This is a genomic window from Microbacterium sp. TWP3-1-2b2, assembly GCF_049896145.1.
Classification (GTDB): Bacteria; Actinomycetota; Actinomycetes; order Actinomycetales; family Microbacteriaceae; genus Microbacterium.
In genome coordinates this window covers 2,089,360-2,106,517 of the sequence record NZ_JAFCTS010000001.1, presented here as the reverse complement: position 1 = coordinate 2,106,517, position 17,158 = coordinate 2,089,360, and the positions used below count along the sequence as shown (strand labels likewise).

Annotated in this window: 14 protein-coding genes; 7 read left to right on the top strand and 7 right to left on the bottom strand. The window is 66.6% G+C overall.

Annotated elements, in window-relative coordinates:
• The first annotated feature begins 101 nt into the window (after nucleotides 1–101).
• Genes ACP7AR_RS10405 through ACP7AR_RS10395 form a run of 3 tightly spaced genes read left to right on the top strand, consistent with a single transcriptional unit; the run spans nucleotide 102 to nucleotide 3,066 of the window.
• The gene (locus ACP7AR_RS10405; protein WP_426187714.1) at nucleotides 102–683 is read left to right on the top strand and encodes a PH domain-containing protein; all 582 of its coding nucleotides are present in this window, start codon (nucleotides 102–104) and stop codon (nucleotides 681–683) included.
• Complete coding sequence (locus tag ACP7AR_RS10400; protein ID WP_426185409.1) at nucleotides 680–2,380, top strand: PH domain-containing protein; 1,701 nt, start codon at nucleotides 680–682, stop codon at nucleotides 2,378–2,380. The genes ACP7AR_RS10405 and ACP7AR_RS10400 overlap by 4 nt, the downstream gene beginning before the upstream one ends.
• Nucleotides 2,377–3,066, top strand: a complete 690-nt coding sequence (locus ACP7AR_RS10395; RefSeq protein WP_426185407.1) for a DUF2520 domain-containing protein — start codon at nucleotides 2,377–2,379, stop codon at nucleotides 3,064–3,066. The genes ACP7AR_RS10400 and ACP7AR_RS10395 overlap by 4 nt, the downstream gene beginning before the upstream one ends.
• Nucleotides 3,067–3,216: 150 nt before the next feature.
• Here ACP7AR_RS10395 and ACP7AR_RS10390 read toward each other — a convergent pair whose 3' ends face one another.
• The 7 genes from ACP7AR_RS10390 to ACP7AR_RS10360 are packed head-to-tail and all read right to left on the bottom strand — an operon-like array spanning nucleotide 3,217 to nucleotide 11,787.
• Nucleotides 3,217–5,031 (bottom strand): DUF2207 domain-containing protein, encoded by a 1,815-nt coding sequence (locus ACP7AR_RS10390; RefSeq protein WP_426185405.1) that lies wholly within the window; start codon nucleotides 5,029–5,031, stop codon nucleotides 3,217–3,219.
• Between the two features lie 37 nt (nucleotides 5,032–5,068).
• Nucleotides 5,069–6,598: a serine hydrolase domain-containing protein gene (locus tag ACP7AR_RS10385; protein WP_426185403.1), complete on the bottom strand. Its 1,530-nt coding sequence runs from the start codon at nucleotides 6,596–6,598 to the stop codon at nucleotides 5,069–5,071.
• A complete protein-coding gene (locus ACP7AR_RS10380) occupies nucleotides 6,595–8,340 on the bottom strand; it encodes a membrane dipeptidase (protein ID WP_426185401.1) in 1,746 nt (581 codons plus the stop codon). The genes ACP7AR_RS10385 and ACP7AR_RS10380 overlap by 4 nt, the downstream gene beginning before the upstream one ends.
• Before the next feature lie 3 nt (nucleotides 8,341–8,343).
• Complete coding sequence (locus ACP7AR_RS10375; RefSeq protein ID WP_426185399.1) at nucleotides 8,344–9,213, bottom strand: aminodeoxychorismate lyase; 870 nt, start codon at nucleotides 9,211–9,213, stop codon at nucleotides 8,344–8,346.
• A 17-nt stretch (nucleotides 9,214–9,230) separates the two neighbouring features.
• Nucleotides 9,231–10,346, bottom strand: a complete 1,116-nt coding sequence (gene menC, locus ACP7AR_RS10370) for an o-succinylbenzoate synthase (RefSeq protein ID WP_426185397.1) — start codon at nucleotides 10,344–10,346, stop codon at nucleotides 9,231–9,233.
• Nucleotides 10,343–11,020, bottom strand: coding sequence for a MurR/RpiR family transcriptional regulator (locus ACP7AR_RS10365; protein WP_426185395.1), 678 nt, complete (start codon nucleotides 11,018–11,020; stop codon nucleotides 10,343–10,345). The genes menC and ACP7AR_RS10365 overlap by 4 nt, the downstream gene beginning before the upstream one ends.
• Nucleotides 11,017–11,787, bottom strand: a complete 771-nt coding sequence (locus tag ACP7AR_RS10360) for a GNAT family N-acetyltransferase (protein ID WP_426185393.1) — start codon at nucleotides 11,785–11,787, stop codon at nucleotides 11,017–11,019. Before ACP7AR_RS10360 ends, ACP7AR_RS10365 begins: the two co-directional genes overlap by 4 nt.
• A gap of 108 nt (nucleotides 11,788–11,895) precedes the next feature.
• On the opposite strand from ACP7AR_RS10360, the gene ACP7AR_RS10355 reads away from it, so the two are divergent.
• The 4 genes from ACP7AR_RS10355 (at nucleotide 11,896) to ACP7AR_RS10340 (ending at nucleotide 17,158) form a co-directional block, all read left to right on the top strand.
• A complete protein-coding gene (locus ACP7AR_RS10355; protein WP_426185391.1) occupies nucleotides 11,896–13,008 on the top strand; it encodes a M20/M25/M40 family metallo-hydrolase in 1,113 nt (370 codons plus the stop codon).
• 297 nt (nucleotides 13,009–13,305) lie between these two features.
• A complete protein-coding gene (locus ACP7AR_RS10350) occupies nucleotides 13,306–15,147 on the top strand; it encodes an ABC transporter substrate-binding protein (RefSeq protein WP_426185389.1) in 1,842 nt (613 codons plus the stop codon).
• Between the two features lie 59 nt (nucleotides 15,148–15,206).
• Entirely contained in the window at nucleotides 15,207–16,250 is a 1,044-nt protein-coding gene (locus ACP7AR_RS10345) for an ABC transporter permease (protein WP_426185387.1), read from the top strand.
• The gene (locus ACP7AR_RS10340; protein WP_426185385.1) at nucleotides 16,247–17,158 is read left to right on the top strand and encodes an ABC transporter permease; all 912 of its coding nucleotides are present in this window, start codon (nucleotides 16,247–16,249) and stop codon (nucleotides 17,156–17,158) included. Before ACP7AR_RS10345 ends, ACP7AR_RS10340 begins: the two co-directional genes overlap by 4 nt.

Genomic DNA, 17,158 nt, shown 5'->3' with positions numbered 1-17,158 from the left:
CAGCGCCTCCGGTGCCTGCGTCGGAACCGCAGATGCCCGCGAACGCTGCGCCGCAAGTGACGCCTCCTGCTCCGCCCGCTCCGGCAGCACCTGCCGAGCCGATGGCCCCCGCCGTGGCGTCGGAGGCCTCGCCGGCCTCTCCCATCACCGCACCGCCTGTGCTCGATGAGGGCACCTACGACAAGCTCCGCGAACCACGTGGCGCAGGACGCATCGACCTCGACGGCAGATGGCATCAGATCTCGCCGCGCTACGTCGTCTCGCAGTTCCTGCAGAACGGCATCTTCTTGGCACTGGTGGTCATCGCCGCCCTGATCGTCGGACTGGTTCTCGATCAGCACTGGATCTGGATCCCTGCCGGCATCATCACGGTCATGATCCTCATCACCCTGGTGATCCTTCCGCGGCAGGCGAAGGCGATCGGCTTCATGCTGCGCGCTGATGACATCGTGTTCCGCAAGGGCATTCTGTGGCAGCGGATCATCGCCGTGCCATACGGCCGCATGCAACTCGTCGACATCACGCACGGACCGTTGGATCGCGCCTTCGGCGTCTCGCAGCTCAAGATGGTCACCGCCGCCGCCACGACGGGGGTGCAGATCCCCGGACTCACGCAGGCGGCCGCCGAAGCGCTGCGCGACACCCTCATCGACGTCGCCGAGACTCGACGGACCGGCCTGTGAGCACTCCTCAGCCCCCTGATCCGCACGCGGCGCAGCCACCCGTGCCGTCCGCGCCCGCGGGCAGCGAGTCGCTCGCCGACGGCGAATGGCACCGACTGCATCCGTTGACACCGCTCTTCAAGGGCGGCCTCGTGCTCATCATCGTCGCCGGAATCATGCTGAACAACTTCCGCGACCGCATCATCTATTGGGGCATCGGCCTGTTCGCCCCGGAAGAGGCTCATGTCGGCGACTACGCCGGTGGCGATCCGGTGGACTGGGTGTTCGAGAACAACCTCATCCTGGTCGTCCTCCTCGTCGTGCTGGGCGTGCTGATCGTGCTGATCGCGCTGTTCTGGCTGGTCTGGCGCTTCCAGGAATTCCGCATCTCCGACGAGCACGTCGAAGTGCGAAAGGGCATCATCTTCCGTTCGCAGCGCCGGGCACCGCTCGACCGCGTGCAGGGCGTCAATCTCACGAGGCCCTTCCCCGCACGGTTGATCGGTATGGCCAAGTTGGAGGTCGTCGGCGCCGGCACCGACGCGAACGTGCCGCTGGAGTACCTCTCGACGACCAAGGCGGAGACGGTGCGATCGGACATCCTCCGGCTCGCATCCGGTGCGCGTGCGGCACGCGAGGCGAGGCAGCACGGTCGGTCGCCGCAGAACGCTGCTCCTGCGGGCGCCGCGACGATCCGCTCCCAGTTCGTCGGCTCGCTGAACGGGGGAGTGAACGACCTCATCGGCGGCGTCGACCTCAACGATGTCGCACCGGAGAGCGTCGTCAAGATCCCGACCGGACGACTCGTCGGGTCGCAGCTGCTCGCAGGCGTGCTGTGGCTCGGGTTCTTCATCCTGATCTTCGGCATCACGATGGCATTCGCCATCCCTGCCATCCTCTCGGACGGCGATCCTGACGCGTGGATCGGCGTCGTCGGGATCCTTCTCGGCGTCGGGGTGCCGTTCGTCATCGCCGCGGTGGCCATCGTCTGGGCGCAGATATCCAGGTCGCTGCGCTACTCGATCGCGCCGACGTCCGACGGTGTGCGCATCACGTTCGGCCTGTTCACGACTGTCACCGAGACGATTCCGCCCGGGCGGATCTTCGCCGTCGAAGTGACGCAGTCCATCCTGTGGCGGCCGTTCGGCTGGTGGACCATCAAGATCAACCGGATGAGCGGCAAGAGCGTATCCCAGCAGCAGTCCAGCACGGCTCAGCAGTTCAACATCGTGCTGCCGGTGGGCACTCGCGACGACGTCGAGCGCGTGCTCGCGCTGGTGCTTCCCGACATGCCCGAAGCGGATCGACCGCTCATCTGGGAGCAGGGCATCTTCGGACCGCAGACGGGCGATCCCTATCAGGTGCTGCAGCGGCGCGGCTGGTGGCGCCGCCCATTCTCGTGGAAGCGCCACGGCTTCGCGGTCACGGATTTCGGCGTGATCATGCGGCGCGGCAACTTCTGGCGCAAGCTCGCGGTGTTCCCGCTCGCCCGCATGCAGGGCGTCTCGGCCGCGCAGGGACCGATCGATCGGGCCCAGCGCGTCGCGGCGCTCAAGGTGCACAGCGTCACGGGCCCCGTCCTCGGCGATGTCGTCGGCATCGAGAGCGCGGCGTTGACTGCGGCCATGGATGACATCTCGCGCCGCGCAGCGGCGGCAGCGGGTCGTGATCACAGTCATCGTTGGGCTCAGGATGCTGAGCACGAGCGGTCCCTATGAACCGTGACGGACGACTCGGCGTGGGGATCATCGGCGCCGGACACGTCGGACCGGTGATCGGTGCTGCGCTCGCGGGTGCGGGACACGCGATCACGGGCATCACGAGCGGCTCCGACGATGACCGTGTCGCCGGTGTGCTGCCGGACGTGCCGGTGCTCGATGCCGCGGAGGTGCTGCGTCGCAGCGAGCTGGTGATCGTCGCAGTGCCGCACGATGAGCTTCCCGGTCTCATCAGCGGACTGTCGGAACTGGGCGCCTGGCAGCCGGGTCAGCTCGTGCTGCACACGGATCCCGCCTACGGCATCGGTGTGCTGGAGCCCGCGCAGCGTGCGGGCGCCATCCCGCTGGCCGTGCACCCGGCGATCTCATTCACCGGAACCTCGATCGATCTGCGCCAGCTGCAGGCGAGCTTCGCCGCCGTCACCGCCCCCGCGCCGGTGCTGCCGATCGCGCAGGCGCTGGCTGTCGAGCTCGGATGCGAGCCGGTCGTCATCGGCGAGGACGACCGAGCCTCGTACGCGGAGGCGATCGCGACGGCATCCGAGTTCTCCCGGGCGATCATCGGACAGTCGACGTCGCTGCTCCGTGGCATCGGCGTGGACAATCCGGGCGGCTACCTCTCGGCGCTCGTGCAGTCGACCGTCGAGCGGGCTCTGCGCGACGCATCCGATCCGCCCATCATCTGACGAGCTCGGCCGACCCGGACGGGCACCGGGGACAGGCGCCCGCCTGGGGAAACAGGGACGACCTGGCGTGTCCTCAGCGTGTCACGGTGCGCCGCGCCGACGACACGCCAGATGGTCTGGGTTTTCCAAAGCTAGATTCGGCCTCTCGCGTCAGCGGCCTCCAGAGAATCCGCCGCCTCCGCCGCCACCGGAGAACCCGCCGCCCGACGATCCGCCGAAGCTCGACGAGCTGCCTGTGCTCGGCGCGGTGTAGGTCGAAGAAGCACGCGTCGCGGCGGAGAACGCGGTCATCCGCATCGTCAGGCCGACCGCGGAGCCGTCGATCCAGCCGGGTGACCGCTGCTCACTCGCATAGCTGACCTCGAGCACTTCACCCCATTCGCGTTCCTGCCCGAACAGGATCGCGTACGGCAGCAGCCTCTCGTACACGTGGATGACGTCGACCGTGCCGTCGCTGCGACGCTCTGCGCCCGAGTACGACTGCAGCATTCGCAGCCGGTCGGCCTCCGCGACGCGGATGAACTCACGCACGCCCTCCAGATACTCGAGCTGGAGCGCGCCCTCGTGGGTGAGCACGGTGTGCTGTTTGAACGCCACCACGCTCGAGATGGCCACGACGATGGTGCAGGCCAGCGTTGCAAGGAACACCGGGCCGGCGGATGACCTGCCGGTGAAGAGCCCCCAGCACAACAGGCCGATCATCACCGCGAGGACGACCAGCGAGACGATCTGGACGATCTGCGCCGTTCGGCTGCGGGCCTTCGTGGTCAGTCCTCGTTCTTCCGCGGCCTTCGGGCCGGCCTTGAGGAGCGCCACCATGCGCTTCGAGAACGCCGCACTGTTCTTCGGCATCTTCATGACGATGCCCGTCTCGGTGCTGTTGAACAGCGCTTTGAGGGCCCGTTCATCCAGCGGATCGGGGATCGGGCCGTCGAGTCGGCGCAGGCGCGGGCGTCGCTTCTTCTTCTCGCCGTCCTCGGGCACGTCTTCGAGTCGTATGAGTCCGCGGACGGCGAGGTGCACGATCTGCGCGGTGAGCGAGTTCTTCGTCTTGGGCACGACGGCGCTCGCGAGGAGAGGTGGCATCGAATCCGGCACGTCGTACTGCGCCACCACGATGCCAGTGCCTCGGCGGCGGGAACGGATCATGGCGCTGGTGGCGAACCAGCCGCCGAGTGAGAGCAGTACAGCGCCGCCGCCGACTGCGTAGGGCAGCACGTCGGTGGCGGCATTGGGCCTGCGCGCCGATGGCTGGGTGACCGTGCCGGGCTCCAGTGCGATCGCCACAGACACACCCTCGCCCGCGGTCAAGTCGTTCGCGCTGACGGAGAACGTGCCGGCGTCCTCGCTGAGGTCACAGGTGTCCGTCGAGCCCTGCGGGCCCTGGTAGCAGGCCGAGTCGCCGGTGAGCTGCGCGGCCAGCGCGTCGTCGAAGGCGACGTCTGCGCGGAATCGGCCGATGTCCTGGGTGCTGTCCAGCGGCAGCAGATCCCAATAGAACTCATCGACGTTCGTGCCCTCGGCGGCGAGGATGACGTCGCGCATCTCGTATTCGATGACGTATGTCGTCGAGCCGTGCACGTAGTCATCGTCACCAGTGAGGACGTAGATGATGCCGTCGTCCTTCTCGATCTCATAGGGGACGTCGTCTCCGTTCTCATCACGCACCGAGATGATCGAGGTGTCGAGTCCTGCTCCTTGATAACTGTCCGGATAGCCCGCGACGATGCCCCGGTTCTGGTCGTACTCGGGGAACTCGGCGACGCGGGTCTCCACCACATGCATGGTCGCGCGCCCGTCCGCATTCATGCCGACCTCGAACGTCGCGTCCCATGAGGAGAAGTCGAAATCATCGACGCCCGCCTGCGGTTCGATCGCGGATGCCACGGCGCCGGATGCGGTGAACATCAGCGCGACGGCGGTCACGAACAGAGCGAGGTATCGGGGAAGTGATCTCCGGAACATGCTTCGAGCGTATCGAGGGGTGGGTTCGTCTCCGAGTTCAGGGGAGTTCGACGAGGTGGTGCGCGGTGATGTCAGCGGCCGCGCCGCGGGGGATGTCCCCGTCGCCGACGCGCACCGAGAACGACTGCACGAGCGGCCGGTGCAGCCCCATCAGATGCACATCGCAGATCAGTGCGCCACGTTCACAGGGGATCCTCCAGCGCAGCGACGCCGCATCCTTCGCGGTGAGGATGCGCTGAAGGGCCGACCCCGCATGCGGGAGCGGATCGCCGACCTCGTCGATCGCGGCGCGAAGCCTCGCGGCGCGCACCGGCTCCGGAACGTCGCGGAGCACGTTGCGGGCGAGCAGTTCGACCGCATCCGACAGCGGACGCCCGGCGCGCACGAGATCATCCAGGGCCGACGCGGCGGCGAGCGTTTCCGGCCACGGTCGGACGATCGCCGCGGGCGCGTCGATCGCAGCGAGTGCGTCCCGAAGCGCCTGAGCCGCGACCGGAGCGGCGTCGAACGCGTCGGAGTTGCCGAACACGACGGCGCCGATCCCGGTGGTGGGATGCCACCGCATGTGCGAGGAGAAGCCGGGAAGGCCGCCCGCATGCTGGACGATCCTGCCGAACCGCCTGTCGTGCTCGATGGCGACTCCGTAGCCGTAGCCCGCGCCGTCGACGAGGTCAGGGTCGAAGCGCCCACCGGAGATCGGGATCATGGATCTCGCTGACTGCAGCTCTCTTCGGGAAGCTGCGCAGAGGACATCCTCGGCGATCGGAGCGTCATCGAACGCCGTGCCGAGGAAGTGCATCCATCGCGCGATGTCGTCGAGCGTCGAGAAGAGGCTGCCGATGCAGGCGAGCGCACCCGAACCCACGTACGGCTCCTCGACGAACGTCGTCCCATCGTCGAAGGTGCGAAAGCCCAGGGCGAGTTCGGTACCGCGCGGATACAGCGATGCCGCTGGTCTCGTGTTCGACAGGCCGAGCGGATCGATGATGCGCTGCTGCATCACGACCTCGACGGGCAGGCCGGTGACGGCTTCGATGGCTCGGCCGATCATCGATATTCCGAGGTTCGAGTAGTGGTATTCGGTGTCGGGGAGCGCAGCGAGCCGAAGGCCGGAGTCGACCATCTCTGCGATCGACTCTCGCGGTTCGCCGAGCATCTCATCCCCCCACGCATTGTCCTCGGTGAGCCCCGCCCGGTTGGACAGCAGCGACGAGAGGGTCATCGATGCAGGGCGCCCGCGGAAGGTCGCGGCGGCGAGACCGGGAACGTACTGCGCCGCCGGGGCGTGCAGATCGAGCAGTCCGTCGTCGCGAAGCGCGAGAGCGGTGGCGGCGAGGAAGCTCTTCGTCATCGACGCGATACGGAACACGGTTCCCCGTGAGGTGCTGGCCCCGTCTCTTCGCGGCATCCCCTGCACATCGACGGCGACGAGCTCACCGTTGCGGGTGATGGCGGCCGCGGTGGCGGGGGCGAGGTGTCTCGTCTCGGCGATCGCACCTCGCAGTATCACGGCTGCAGCGCCCTGGTCGAGCGCAGCCCTGGTCGACGGGCTCGGCGCGACGCTCACGTCCGGATCCCCGCAGCCTCACGCACCTCCTGCGCGAAGCCGCGCACCAACGCCTGGCACGCGGCGGTGTTCTCCTCATCGACGCGAAGGGCCTCGGCGACGAGGTCTGCGACAGGACGATCGCCAGGTGCAGGATCGGTCGGTTCGCTCCACCACAGAAGGTCATCGGCTGAGACCTCGGGATGGAACTGCACTCCGCGGACGTGCGCGCCGATGCGGAACGCCTGGATGGCGACCCCTTCACTCGATGCGAGCAGAACGGCATCGGGCGGCAGCACCGTGATCTGGTCCTGGTGGTTCTCGATCAGCGGGGCCGCGCTGCCGAGCCCCGACATCACCGCATCCTCGCGCCCGTCAGAGGTCGTCGTGATCACCGTGGAACCGCGCTCCTTCACCCCATACGACTCGCGCACTTCGCCACCCGCGATCTGGGCGAGCAGCTGTCCACCGAGGCAGATGCCCAGAGTGGGCAGGTCCCGTTCGATCGCTTCGGACGCGAGTCGCCGCTCGTCCGGAAGCCAGGGTCCCTTCTCGACGTCATCGGGCATCATCCCGCCGCCGAGCATCACCAGGCCATCGTAGGACTCCAGGTTCTCCGGGAGACCATGCGCACCATGGCGTACGTCGGCTCGGACTCCTGCGGCATCGAGCCAGCTCAGCAGGCGCCGAGGTCCCGAACCGTCGGCGTTCACGACGATGAGCACCCGGGGACGATCCTCGCGTCCGGAAAGGAAGGCGAGGTGGTCGGCATCCGAGGCTTCCAGCACGCGCAGCGCATTGCGGAACGCCAACGCCTGCAGTTCGTCTTCCGTCCATCCCCTGCGTCGTAGCTCGTCGAGCAACCGCTGATACCCCGAGACGTCCTCGAGGCCGGTGGGCATGGCATCCGTGCCGTCATAGTCCGCGCCGATGCCGACCGCGTGCACTCCGGCGACGGCTCGCACGTGTTCGATGTGGTCGGCGACATGGGCGATCGTCACCTCGGGTGGTGCGCCGATCTCGCCGGCGACGTGCCAGTCGCGGCGCTGTTGGCTGAGGAACGTCGGGACGAACGCGACCATCACTATCCCGCCGCCTGCTCCGATCGCGGCGAGCACGTCGTCAGGGACGTTGCGCGGATGATCGCAGAGCGCCGCGGCACCCGAGTGACTCACCATCACCGGGCGGATGCTGGTGGCGATCGCATCCCGCATCGTCGACGGCGCGACGTGCGCGAGATCGACGAGCATCCCGATCCGATTCATCTCCCTCACGACGTCGCGACCGAACTCGCTGAGGCCGTCGTGGCGCGGAGCATCCGTGGCGGCGTCCGCCCAGTCAGTCGTGTGGTTCCAGGTGAGTGTCATGTAGCGCGCCCCGAGCCGCGCATACTGTCTCAGCACGCCGAGGGAGTTGTCGATCTGCGCGCCGCCTTCGACGCCGATCAGTGACGCTATGCGCCCCTGCCTGATGGCGGTACGCGCCTCGTGCGAGGTGCGGGTGAACGCGAAGACCTCCGGATAGTCCTGCACCAGCCGGTGCACGAAGTCGATCTGCTCGAGGGTCGCGGTCACCTGCGCCGCGCCTTCGAGTGAGGAGTCGACCCATACCGACCAGAACTGACCGCCGACGCCCCCTGCTTGGAGCCGGGGGATGTCGGTGTGCGCCTCCGCGACGAGTTCATGCAGCTGCTGCGTGGACAGTGCGTGGCGCTGTCTACGCGCCCAGGCCAGGTCGTTGTGTCCGTCGATCACCGGGATCATCTGTCAGGCCTTTCGTGCGTTCAGGAAATCAGAGATGCGCTGTGTGATCGCCCGATCGACTTGCTGGGCGACCCCGTCGAGTGATCGCACCGGCGCTGCGCCGCGAGTGCTCGAGCACAGCCAGAGCGCGTCGGCATCAGAGAGATCGGAGACCGTGAGGCCGCGGACCGCGACGCGATCGCCGCCGTCTGACAACGCCTCGAACGCGTCGGCCTGCGTGGTCCCTGGCAGGATGCCGAACTCCACCGGCGGCGTGACGTATTCACCGTCGATCCTGGCGATCACCGTGGAGTTCGGCCCCTCGAGGATGTATCCGTCGCTGGACACGAAGATCACGTCGTTCGCCCCGCGACGGTGTGCTTCGCGAAGCGCGGCCATGTTCACCGCATAAGAGAGAGTCTTCGCGCCTTGCAGCAACCACGGCGCCGTTGTGGCGACATCCGAGCGGTACCCGCGATCGAGCAGCACGACGTCCAGCTCTGGCGGAGTCGCTGAGCGGTGATGCGTCGGTGCGAATCCGAGCGCCCATCCCGTCGGCTCTCCCGTCACCTCGTCGCCGCGGGACAGGATGTACTTGACCGCTCCGCGCGGCACATCCATCTCAGCTGCGACCGTCTCGACGGCCGTGCGCCACAGCGAGCGATCCGGCAAGGGAAGTTCGAGCAGGCTCGCGGAACGTTCGAAGCGATCCAGATGGGCCTCCACGGCCTGAGGGACGCCGTCGACCACGACAACCGTCTCGAAGACCCCGTCTCCCCGGGTGGCGGCGAGGTCGGTGCCGGTCAGGAGAGGTCTCGCCGGGTCGATCCTCCTCAGTGCGGAGGCCGGATCATCCGCACGGAGATCGACGCGGTACAGCACGAGCGGTTTCATGGTCCTCCTCGATGATCTCAGACGGTGACTTCGGCGGTGCGAACGGCGTTGTGCTGAACCCAGTCAAGGTCGATCTCGTATCCGATGCCTGGCCCTTCGGGCACCTGCACGACGCCGTTCTCCGCGACCACCGGCGGCACGATCACATCCCGCTCGTAGTACTTGTCGGAACCGGACACATCCGACGGCAGCGTGAAGTTCGACAGCGATGAGATCGCGACGTTCGCGGCCCGCCCGACGCCGAACTCGTGCATGCCGCCGCACCATACCGGGATGCCGGCATCCCGGGCGAGATCGTGGGCGCTGCGGGCGGTGAGGAGTCCACCCATTCGGGAGACCTTGATGTTCAGCACGCGACCGGCATCCAGCTCGATCATCGTTCGCAGATCCGCCAGTTCGACCACGGACTCGTCGAGACAGACGGGCGTGCTGATCCGTCGCTGCAGTCGGGCGTGGGCAGGGAGATCGCGCGGCGTGTAAGGCTGCTCGATCATCGTGAGAGACTGCTCGTCCAGGTGCCGGAAGACGTCAGCCGCCTCCTCCGTGTCCGGATATGCGCCGTTCGCGTCGACGTGCAGATCCAGTTGGGGGTAGTGGCTGCGCACGGCCTTGACGGGCTCGACGTCCCACCCCGGCGCGATCTTCAGCTTGATCCGTGGGTATCCTGCGCGCACCTGTGTCTCGACCTGCGCCAGCAACTCGTCGAGGCCCGGCTCGATTCCGAGCGAGACCCCCGCCACCACTTCCGTTCTGGTGCCGCCGAGAGCGGCTGCCAGCGAGATTCCACGCGCGCGGGCGTGGAGGTCCCACGCGGCGGCCGAGAAGCCCGCCTTCGTGAACTCGTGTCCGCGGATCCTCGACCACGTGCTCTCCAACTCGGCGGGCTCATCCCACCTCGCGCCCAGCACCAGCGGTGCGAGGTAGCGGTTGGCGATCAGCCACGCCGTGTCCGTCGTCTCCGATGTGTAGTACGGGTCGGACGGGGAAGCGATCTCGCCCCACCCGGATGTTCCGTCGACATCGGTGACCTGAACCAGGATGTGCTGCAGGCCGCTCTTGCGGTGCGAGCTCGTCTCGAAGCTGTGCACCAGCGGCAGCGACACTTCGAAGAGTGCGAGGCGCGCGATTCTCACCGTCCGGTCTCCTTGCCGTGATCAGGATGGTGCAGACCCAGATCCGCCGCCAGCTCATCACGCGCGGCCAGCCGGCGACGTGCACCCTTCGCGCTCGCAGTGGTGAGGGTGCTCAGCAGATGACAGACCGCGGCGACCGCCGTGGGCGAATCCGCGTAGGAGGCGGAATGAGTGTGCACCTTGATCACCGCAGAGGCCACGTCCGTCAGCGGCGCATCGTCGCTGTCGGTGATGACGATCAGTTCGCCGCCGGCTCGACGGAACCTCTCGCCGAAGCGGATCGACTCCTCGCGGTAGCGCCGCATGGTGAAGAGCACGAGCAGGTCGGTGGCGCGCACGTCGGTCAGCACGGTGAGCGGGGAGAGCGACCTGTCATCGACGAGGAACACATTGGACAGGGTCGCCGACAGATCTGCGGCGAGCAGGTCGGCGTACGCCACGGTCTTGCCCCGCCCCGCGATGTATCGCCGGCGAGCACCCAGGATCAGCGTCGCCGCGTGCGACACGGCGCCGGTCCGGGTGAGCTCATCGAACGTGCGTGCCAACGAGCGGGTCTCGGTCTCCATCACCTTCGCCTGAAGCACCTCGGCGGACAGGCTCGTGCGGAAGCGCTCGCCGAAGCGCGCACCGGGCGAAACGAGCGCGCGGTCCTCGTCGTCATCATCCCGTGTCATCGCATATCCTCCCCGGCAAGGTAGACCGCTGTGTCATCGTCGATTCTGGTGCAGTTGACAAGGACGAGCCCGGCGTCGAAGACGCTCTGCATGCTGCCCCTGATGCGTGCGCGCAACGCGCCGGTCGACGCATCGACGTCGTTCACGGATGAGGGCAGCGGGATCCGCGCGATCCGTCGACCGTTCTCGACGGCCTCGAACAGACGTCCGACGTCGTCGGCGCCGAATGCGGGGGACGGCAGTCCGCGGATGTCGGCGAAAGGATCGCGTTCGCGGTCGAGGGCCCAATCGACCACGATGCGGTCGGTGCCGGGCCGGTCGTAGTAGTCGACGGCGTATCCGGTGCCCTCGGCCTGCAGCGCCGCGAAGTTGAAATGCGCGTTGCGGGCCAGGAGTGGGTCGAAGGTCCAGCGCATCCGATGCTGGTTCCAGCCGAGCGCCACCTTGCGCTGGCATGTCTTGAGTAGACGACCGACGCCGCGCCCCTGGTAGTCCGGATCCACGACTGCGGCCTGCGAGTAGTGGAACTCGTGTCCGCTGTGGTCACGGCCGGCGAAGCCGTATGCGAAACCGACCAGTCTGTCCCCGTCGTGCACTCCGACGGCGGAGCCGCCGTTCTTGGCGAGGGCGCTGAGCAGGTTGGGGTTCAACGAGTACTCAGTGGGTTCGTATCGAAAGACGCGGGTGTACAGCGCCGCCGCATCCCGGAATGCAGCGTCGCCGACGAGCGACTCACCGTGCAGAGGGATAGCGGGCTGGTTCGGCATGATACGTATCCTATGTGCGGGATGATCTGACGCCAATGGTTGATTTCGCGTGGTTCCTTGACGCTGGTGCGAACTGATATGTCTCGTATGATGACTCCCGGAGGAGATATGAACGATACCGAGCAGGTGCGCGCGCTCGTGGACCGCCTCGCGCAGTTGACGCTCATCGAGTCGCCGTCGCTCGATGTCGCCGCCAGCGAGCTCGTCGTCGACCTGCTCGCGCAGTGGTGGCGAGACGTCGGCGCACATGTGCGGATCATCGCGACCGCCGCCGGTGTGAACCTCATCGCCGATGTCGCGGGGGAAGGCGATCCTCTGCTGCTCGTCGGGCATTCCGACACAGTCTGGCCCGTCGGGACTCTGGATGGCGATGTCCCGTGGAGCGATGACGGTGAAGTCGTGAGGGGGCCGGGCGTCTACGACATGAAGAGCGGGCTCCTGGTCATGCTGGCGGCGGCTGAGCGTCTGCGCGGGCGGTCTCACCGTGCGTTCCGCGTGATCGTCGTCTGCGATGAGGAGATCGGCTCTCCGACGACCGCCGATCTGCTCAGCGGATGCGCTGAAGACGTGCGCGCAGCGATCGGATTCGAGTCGCCCCACCCCGACGGCGCGCTGAAGATCGGCCGACGGGGGAGTACTCGTGTGCGCCTCGCCGTCGCGGGCCGTGCGTCCCACGCCGCGCTGGATCCGGAAGGCGGCGTATCGGCGATCGATGAGCTCGTCGATCAGCTGCAGGTGCTGCGCACCATCGTCAGCGACCCCGGCCTGGCGTCCGAGGTGCTGTGCAATGTCGGCACGGTTCGCGGCGGCGGAAGAGCGAACGTCGTACCCGCCGACGCGACGGCGGAGATCGGCCTCCGCTTCATCGACCCTGATACCGAGGATCGTGTGCTGTCCGCGCTCCGGGCACTGCGCCCCATCCGGGAGGGGGCAGAGATCCAGGTCGAGGTGCTGAGCCACCGGCCCGCGTGGCGGGCATCCGGTGCCGACGCGGAGCTCCTCGAAGCGATCGCGACTGCCGCGAGCGGGATCGGGCAGCACGTCGCTGGGCGGCCCGCTGCAGGAGCAGGCGACACGAACCTGCTCGGATCGCTCGGCGTGCCGACCGTCGACGGTTTCGGTCCCCGAGGTGGCGGCGCGCACGCGGTGGATGAGCACGTGCTGACCTCCTCGCTTCTCGAACGAGTCGCGCTGCTCGAGGCATTCTTGCTGTCGAGCTAGGTTCATGATACGAAACGTATCCCGGCGTCGCTCACAACGCGTGAGCGGCGGCGCGGTTCATGCGGGATGTGTATGCATTGGCACCGGAGTTGCGCGAAATGCGCGAGTTCACAGGCAAAGCCTGCGTTCCATCCGAAGTCTTCTGCGCGTCGGATGCGAAAGCTTCGTGTTTCTGGCATGTTGCAATCGTGTGGTGTTCGCGAACATCCGACACGAATGTGTTGACCTCGGGGCAGTCTTGCGGTTCTATTGCTCCATCCCAGGGTTCACGCTCCCTCGATGAAAGGAACCCCGTTCATGTCCGTATCCCATCCCAGACGCCCGTCCCGCGCCGCGTCGCTGGCGATCGCAGCGTTGCTGATCGCCGCTCCGGCCGGCGCGGCACATGCGTCAGACTCGCCGGTCGTTGCGCAAGAGGCACCCGACGAGTCCACGAGCTCCCCCACGACGTTCCGCATCGCGACGTCGGGCTTCGTCGACTCGTTCAATCCGTTCGTATCGATCTACCTCACGCCGACGAACATCATCCGATACGTGTACGAGTACCTCGTGCAGAACGACGCGGAAGACGGTTCTCCGACGAAGGGGCTGGCGGACTCGTGGGAGACGGACGACGGGACGACGTGGACGTACACGCTGCAGGACGATCTGAAGTGGTCTGACGACGAACCCATCACCGCGGACGACGTCGTGTACACGTACACGCAGATGATGGAGGTCCCCGAGCTGGCAGTGGCGAACGGGAACCTGGTGACCAACTTCGAGAGCGTCGAAGCTCCAGACGAGAAGACCGTCGTCATCACTCTCAAGGGACCGCAGGCGACCAACCCCGGCATCGAGATCCCCGTGGTGCCCAAGCACATCTGGGAAGCGATCGACAGCCCGGCCGAGTTCGTGAACGATGCGGACGTCGTCGGATCCGGTCCGTACCTTCTCGAGTCGTACGAGGCGAACCAGCAGATCACCCTGAAGGCGAACCCGAACTTCTGGCGGGGTGAGCCTGCAGTGGAGCGCATTCAGTACGTGTACTACACCAACTCCGATGCCCAGGTGCAGGCACTTCGCTCAGGCGAGGTCGATTTCGTCAGTGGACTGAGCCCGACGCAGTACGAAGCGCTCGAGGGCACCGACGGGATCACCGTCCATTCCGGCGAGGGGCGACGCTACCACTCGTTCAGCATCAATGTGGGCCTGATCACACGCGATGGCGTGCCGTACGGCACTGGCAATGAGGCGCTCAAGGACGTGGAGGTGCGTCAGGCCCTTCGGCTCGGGACAGACACGAAGACGCTGCTCGACAAGGTACTCGACGGTCAGGGCGTGCAGGCGACCAGCTTCATTCCCACATCGTTCAGCAAGTGGACTCTGCCTGCCGACGACCCCGTGATCGTGGAATACGATCCCGAAGCGGCCAAGCAGAAGCTCGAAGACGCCGGCTGGACCGTCGGCGCGGACGGGGTTCGAGAGAAGGACGGGGCCAAGCTCGAGTTGCGTCTGCTCGCGGATGCTGAGGATCTCCAGGAAGTGTCCATCTCCGAGTACTTCGTGCCCTGGATGGAGGAGATCGGCGTCAAGATCAACGTCGAGTCCACCGACTCCGACACGATCAGCGCGAAGGCCGTCTCGGGCGATTACGACATCTACTTCAGCGGCTGGAGCGTCAATCCGGACCCGGACTACCAGCTGGGCATCAACCTGTGCTCGACGCTTCCGACCGGCACCGACGGTTCGGGCGGTACGTCCCAGGACGGCTACTGCAACCCGGAGTTCGATGCCCTGTACGACCAGCAGCGCGCGGAGCTCGACGAGCCCAAGCGCCAGGAGATCGTGCACGACATGCTCGCGCTGAACTACACCGACACCGCCCAGATCGCCACCTGGTATGCGAACTCCTTGGAGGCGTATCGCTCTGATCGGTTCACCGGCTTCACGCTGCAGCCGAAGGACGGCGGCATCATCGCGAGTCAGGCGGGCTATTGGGGCTTCCTGACGATGGAGCCGGTGGATGCGGCCTCCGCAGACGGAGGCGACGGTCCCCCCACCGGCCTGATCGTCGTCGGGGTCATCGTCGGCGTCGCGGTCATCGGCATCGTGGTGTTCCTGCTGCTGCGCCGTCGACGCAGCGCGGACATAGAGTGACCTGACGGGCCGCCGCGGTGCACGCCGCGGCGGCCCCATCTACGTGCAAGGAGGTACGGATGACCGAGATCATGCCATCCACGGGAGCTGTGATCCTCGAAGAGGAAGGACTGGACGAGCCGCCGCGGCGGGTGTCCGGTGCTCGTTACCTCTTCAGCAAGCTCGGCGGCGCCGCGGTGAGCATGGTGATGGTGATCCTGCTCGGGTTCTTCGCCTTCCGCATCCTCCCAGGAGATCCAGTCGCATCGATCACCAGGGAACGCCAGCTCAATGCCGAACAGGTCGAGCAGCTGCGGCAGCAGATGGGACTCGACAAACCGCTGTGGCAGCAGTTCGGCGACTATCTCGTCAACGTCGCGACTCTGAACTTCGGTGAGAGCTATGTGTACAAGACATCGGTGTCCTCGCTGATCGGCGACTACTTCTGGAACACGATCCTGCTCACCGGCACCTCCGCCATCCTCGCCATCGCACTCGGCCTCTGGCTCGGGCAGCACGCGGGCTGGAATCACGGCTCCCTGTTCGACAAGATCACCTCCGGCACATCGCTGGTGCTGTGGTCGGTGCCGACGTTCTGGCTCGGGTTGCTCCTGCTGATGGTCTTCGGAGGCACGCTGCACTGGTTCCCCACCGGCGGGATGGTCTCACCTGACCCCCCGACAGACCCACTCGGCCTGATCGGTGATGTGCTGGCGCACATGGTTCTGCCCGTCATCACGATGGTCGCCGTGGTCTACGCCCAGTACGTCATGGTGATGCGCGCATCCGTCATGGAGGAGAAGAGCGCCGACTACCTCACCACTGCGCGAGCAAAGGGGCTGAGAGAAGACCTCGTTCGCCGACGTCACGCCGTCCCCAACGCCTTGCTGCCCGCTGTCACCCTGGTGTTCATGCACATCGGAGGGCTGATCGCCGGTGCGGTCACGGTCGAGACCGTGTTCAGCTGGCCGGGACTCGGCAAGCTCACCTACGAAGCCATCACCGGCCCGGATCTCCCACTGCTGCAGGGAACGTTCGTCGTGTTCTCCGCGATCATCATCGCGATGAATCTGATCGCCGACCTCGTCTACCGATTCCTGGACCCGAGAGTGAGGCAGGCATGAGCACTCAGACACGACTGCGCTCGCCACGCGCGATGGCGTGGGAGCGGCGACGCAGCGCCTTCGCAGAGTTCTGCCGCGAGTTCGCGCAGAATCGCGCGGGGCTGATCGGCCTCGTCTTCCTCGTGGTCATCGTCCTGCTCGCCGTGCTCGCGCCCGTGCTCGCACCGGCGTCGATGTTGAATGTCACCACGCTCATCGACGCTCCCCGGTTCGCTCCGCCATCGTGGGAACATCCGCTCGGCACCGACCACCAGGGGCGCGAACTCTGGGTCCGGATGCTGTGGGGCGCCCAGGTGTCGCTCCTGGTCGGGTTCGCGGCGACCGCCATGTCGATGGTCATCGGCACCATCGTGGGTATCGCCGCCGGTCACTTCACCGGGTGGTGGGGAGGCCTGCTGATGCGCGCCATCGACTTCTTCCTCGTGCTGCCGTCTCTCATCCTCGCCATCGTGCTGACGTCGGTGCTCTCTCGAGGCGTGTGGACGATCGTGATCGCCATCGGGTTGACCTCGTGGGCAGGGACCGCCCGTGTCGTCCGCTCCCAGACGCTGTCGGTCGAGAGCCGGGACTACGTCGAGCGAGCACGCGTGCTCGGCGCCGGGCACTGGCACATCATCGTCAAACATCTGCTGCCGGCCGTGATGCCGCTGGTGCTGGCGAACACGACGCTGACGGTCGGGTCCGCGATCATCGCCGAATCCACGCTCTCCTTTCTCGGGCTCGGCGATACGACCGTGCAGTCGTGGGGCGCGATCCTGAGGAATTCCATGGATGTGTCCGCTGCGACGAGCGGCTACTGGTGGTACGTCCTCATCCCCGGACTCGCGATCGTGCTCGTCGTGCTCGCCTTCACTCTCATCGGCCGCGCCGTGGAGAACATCGTCAACCCCACCCTGAGGAACCGTTGA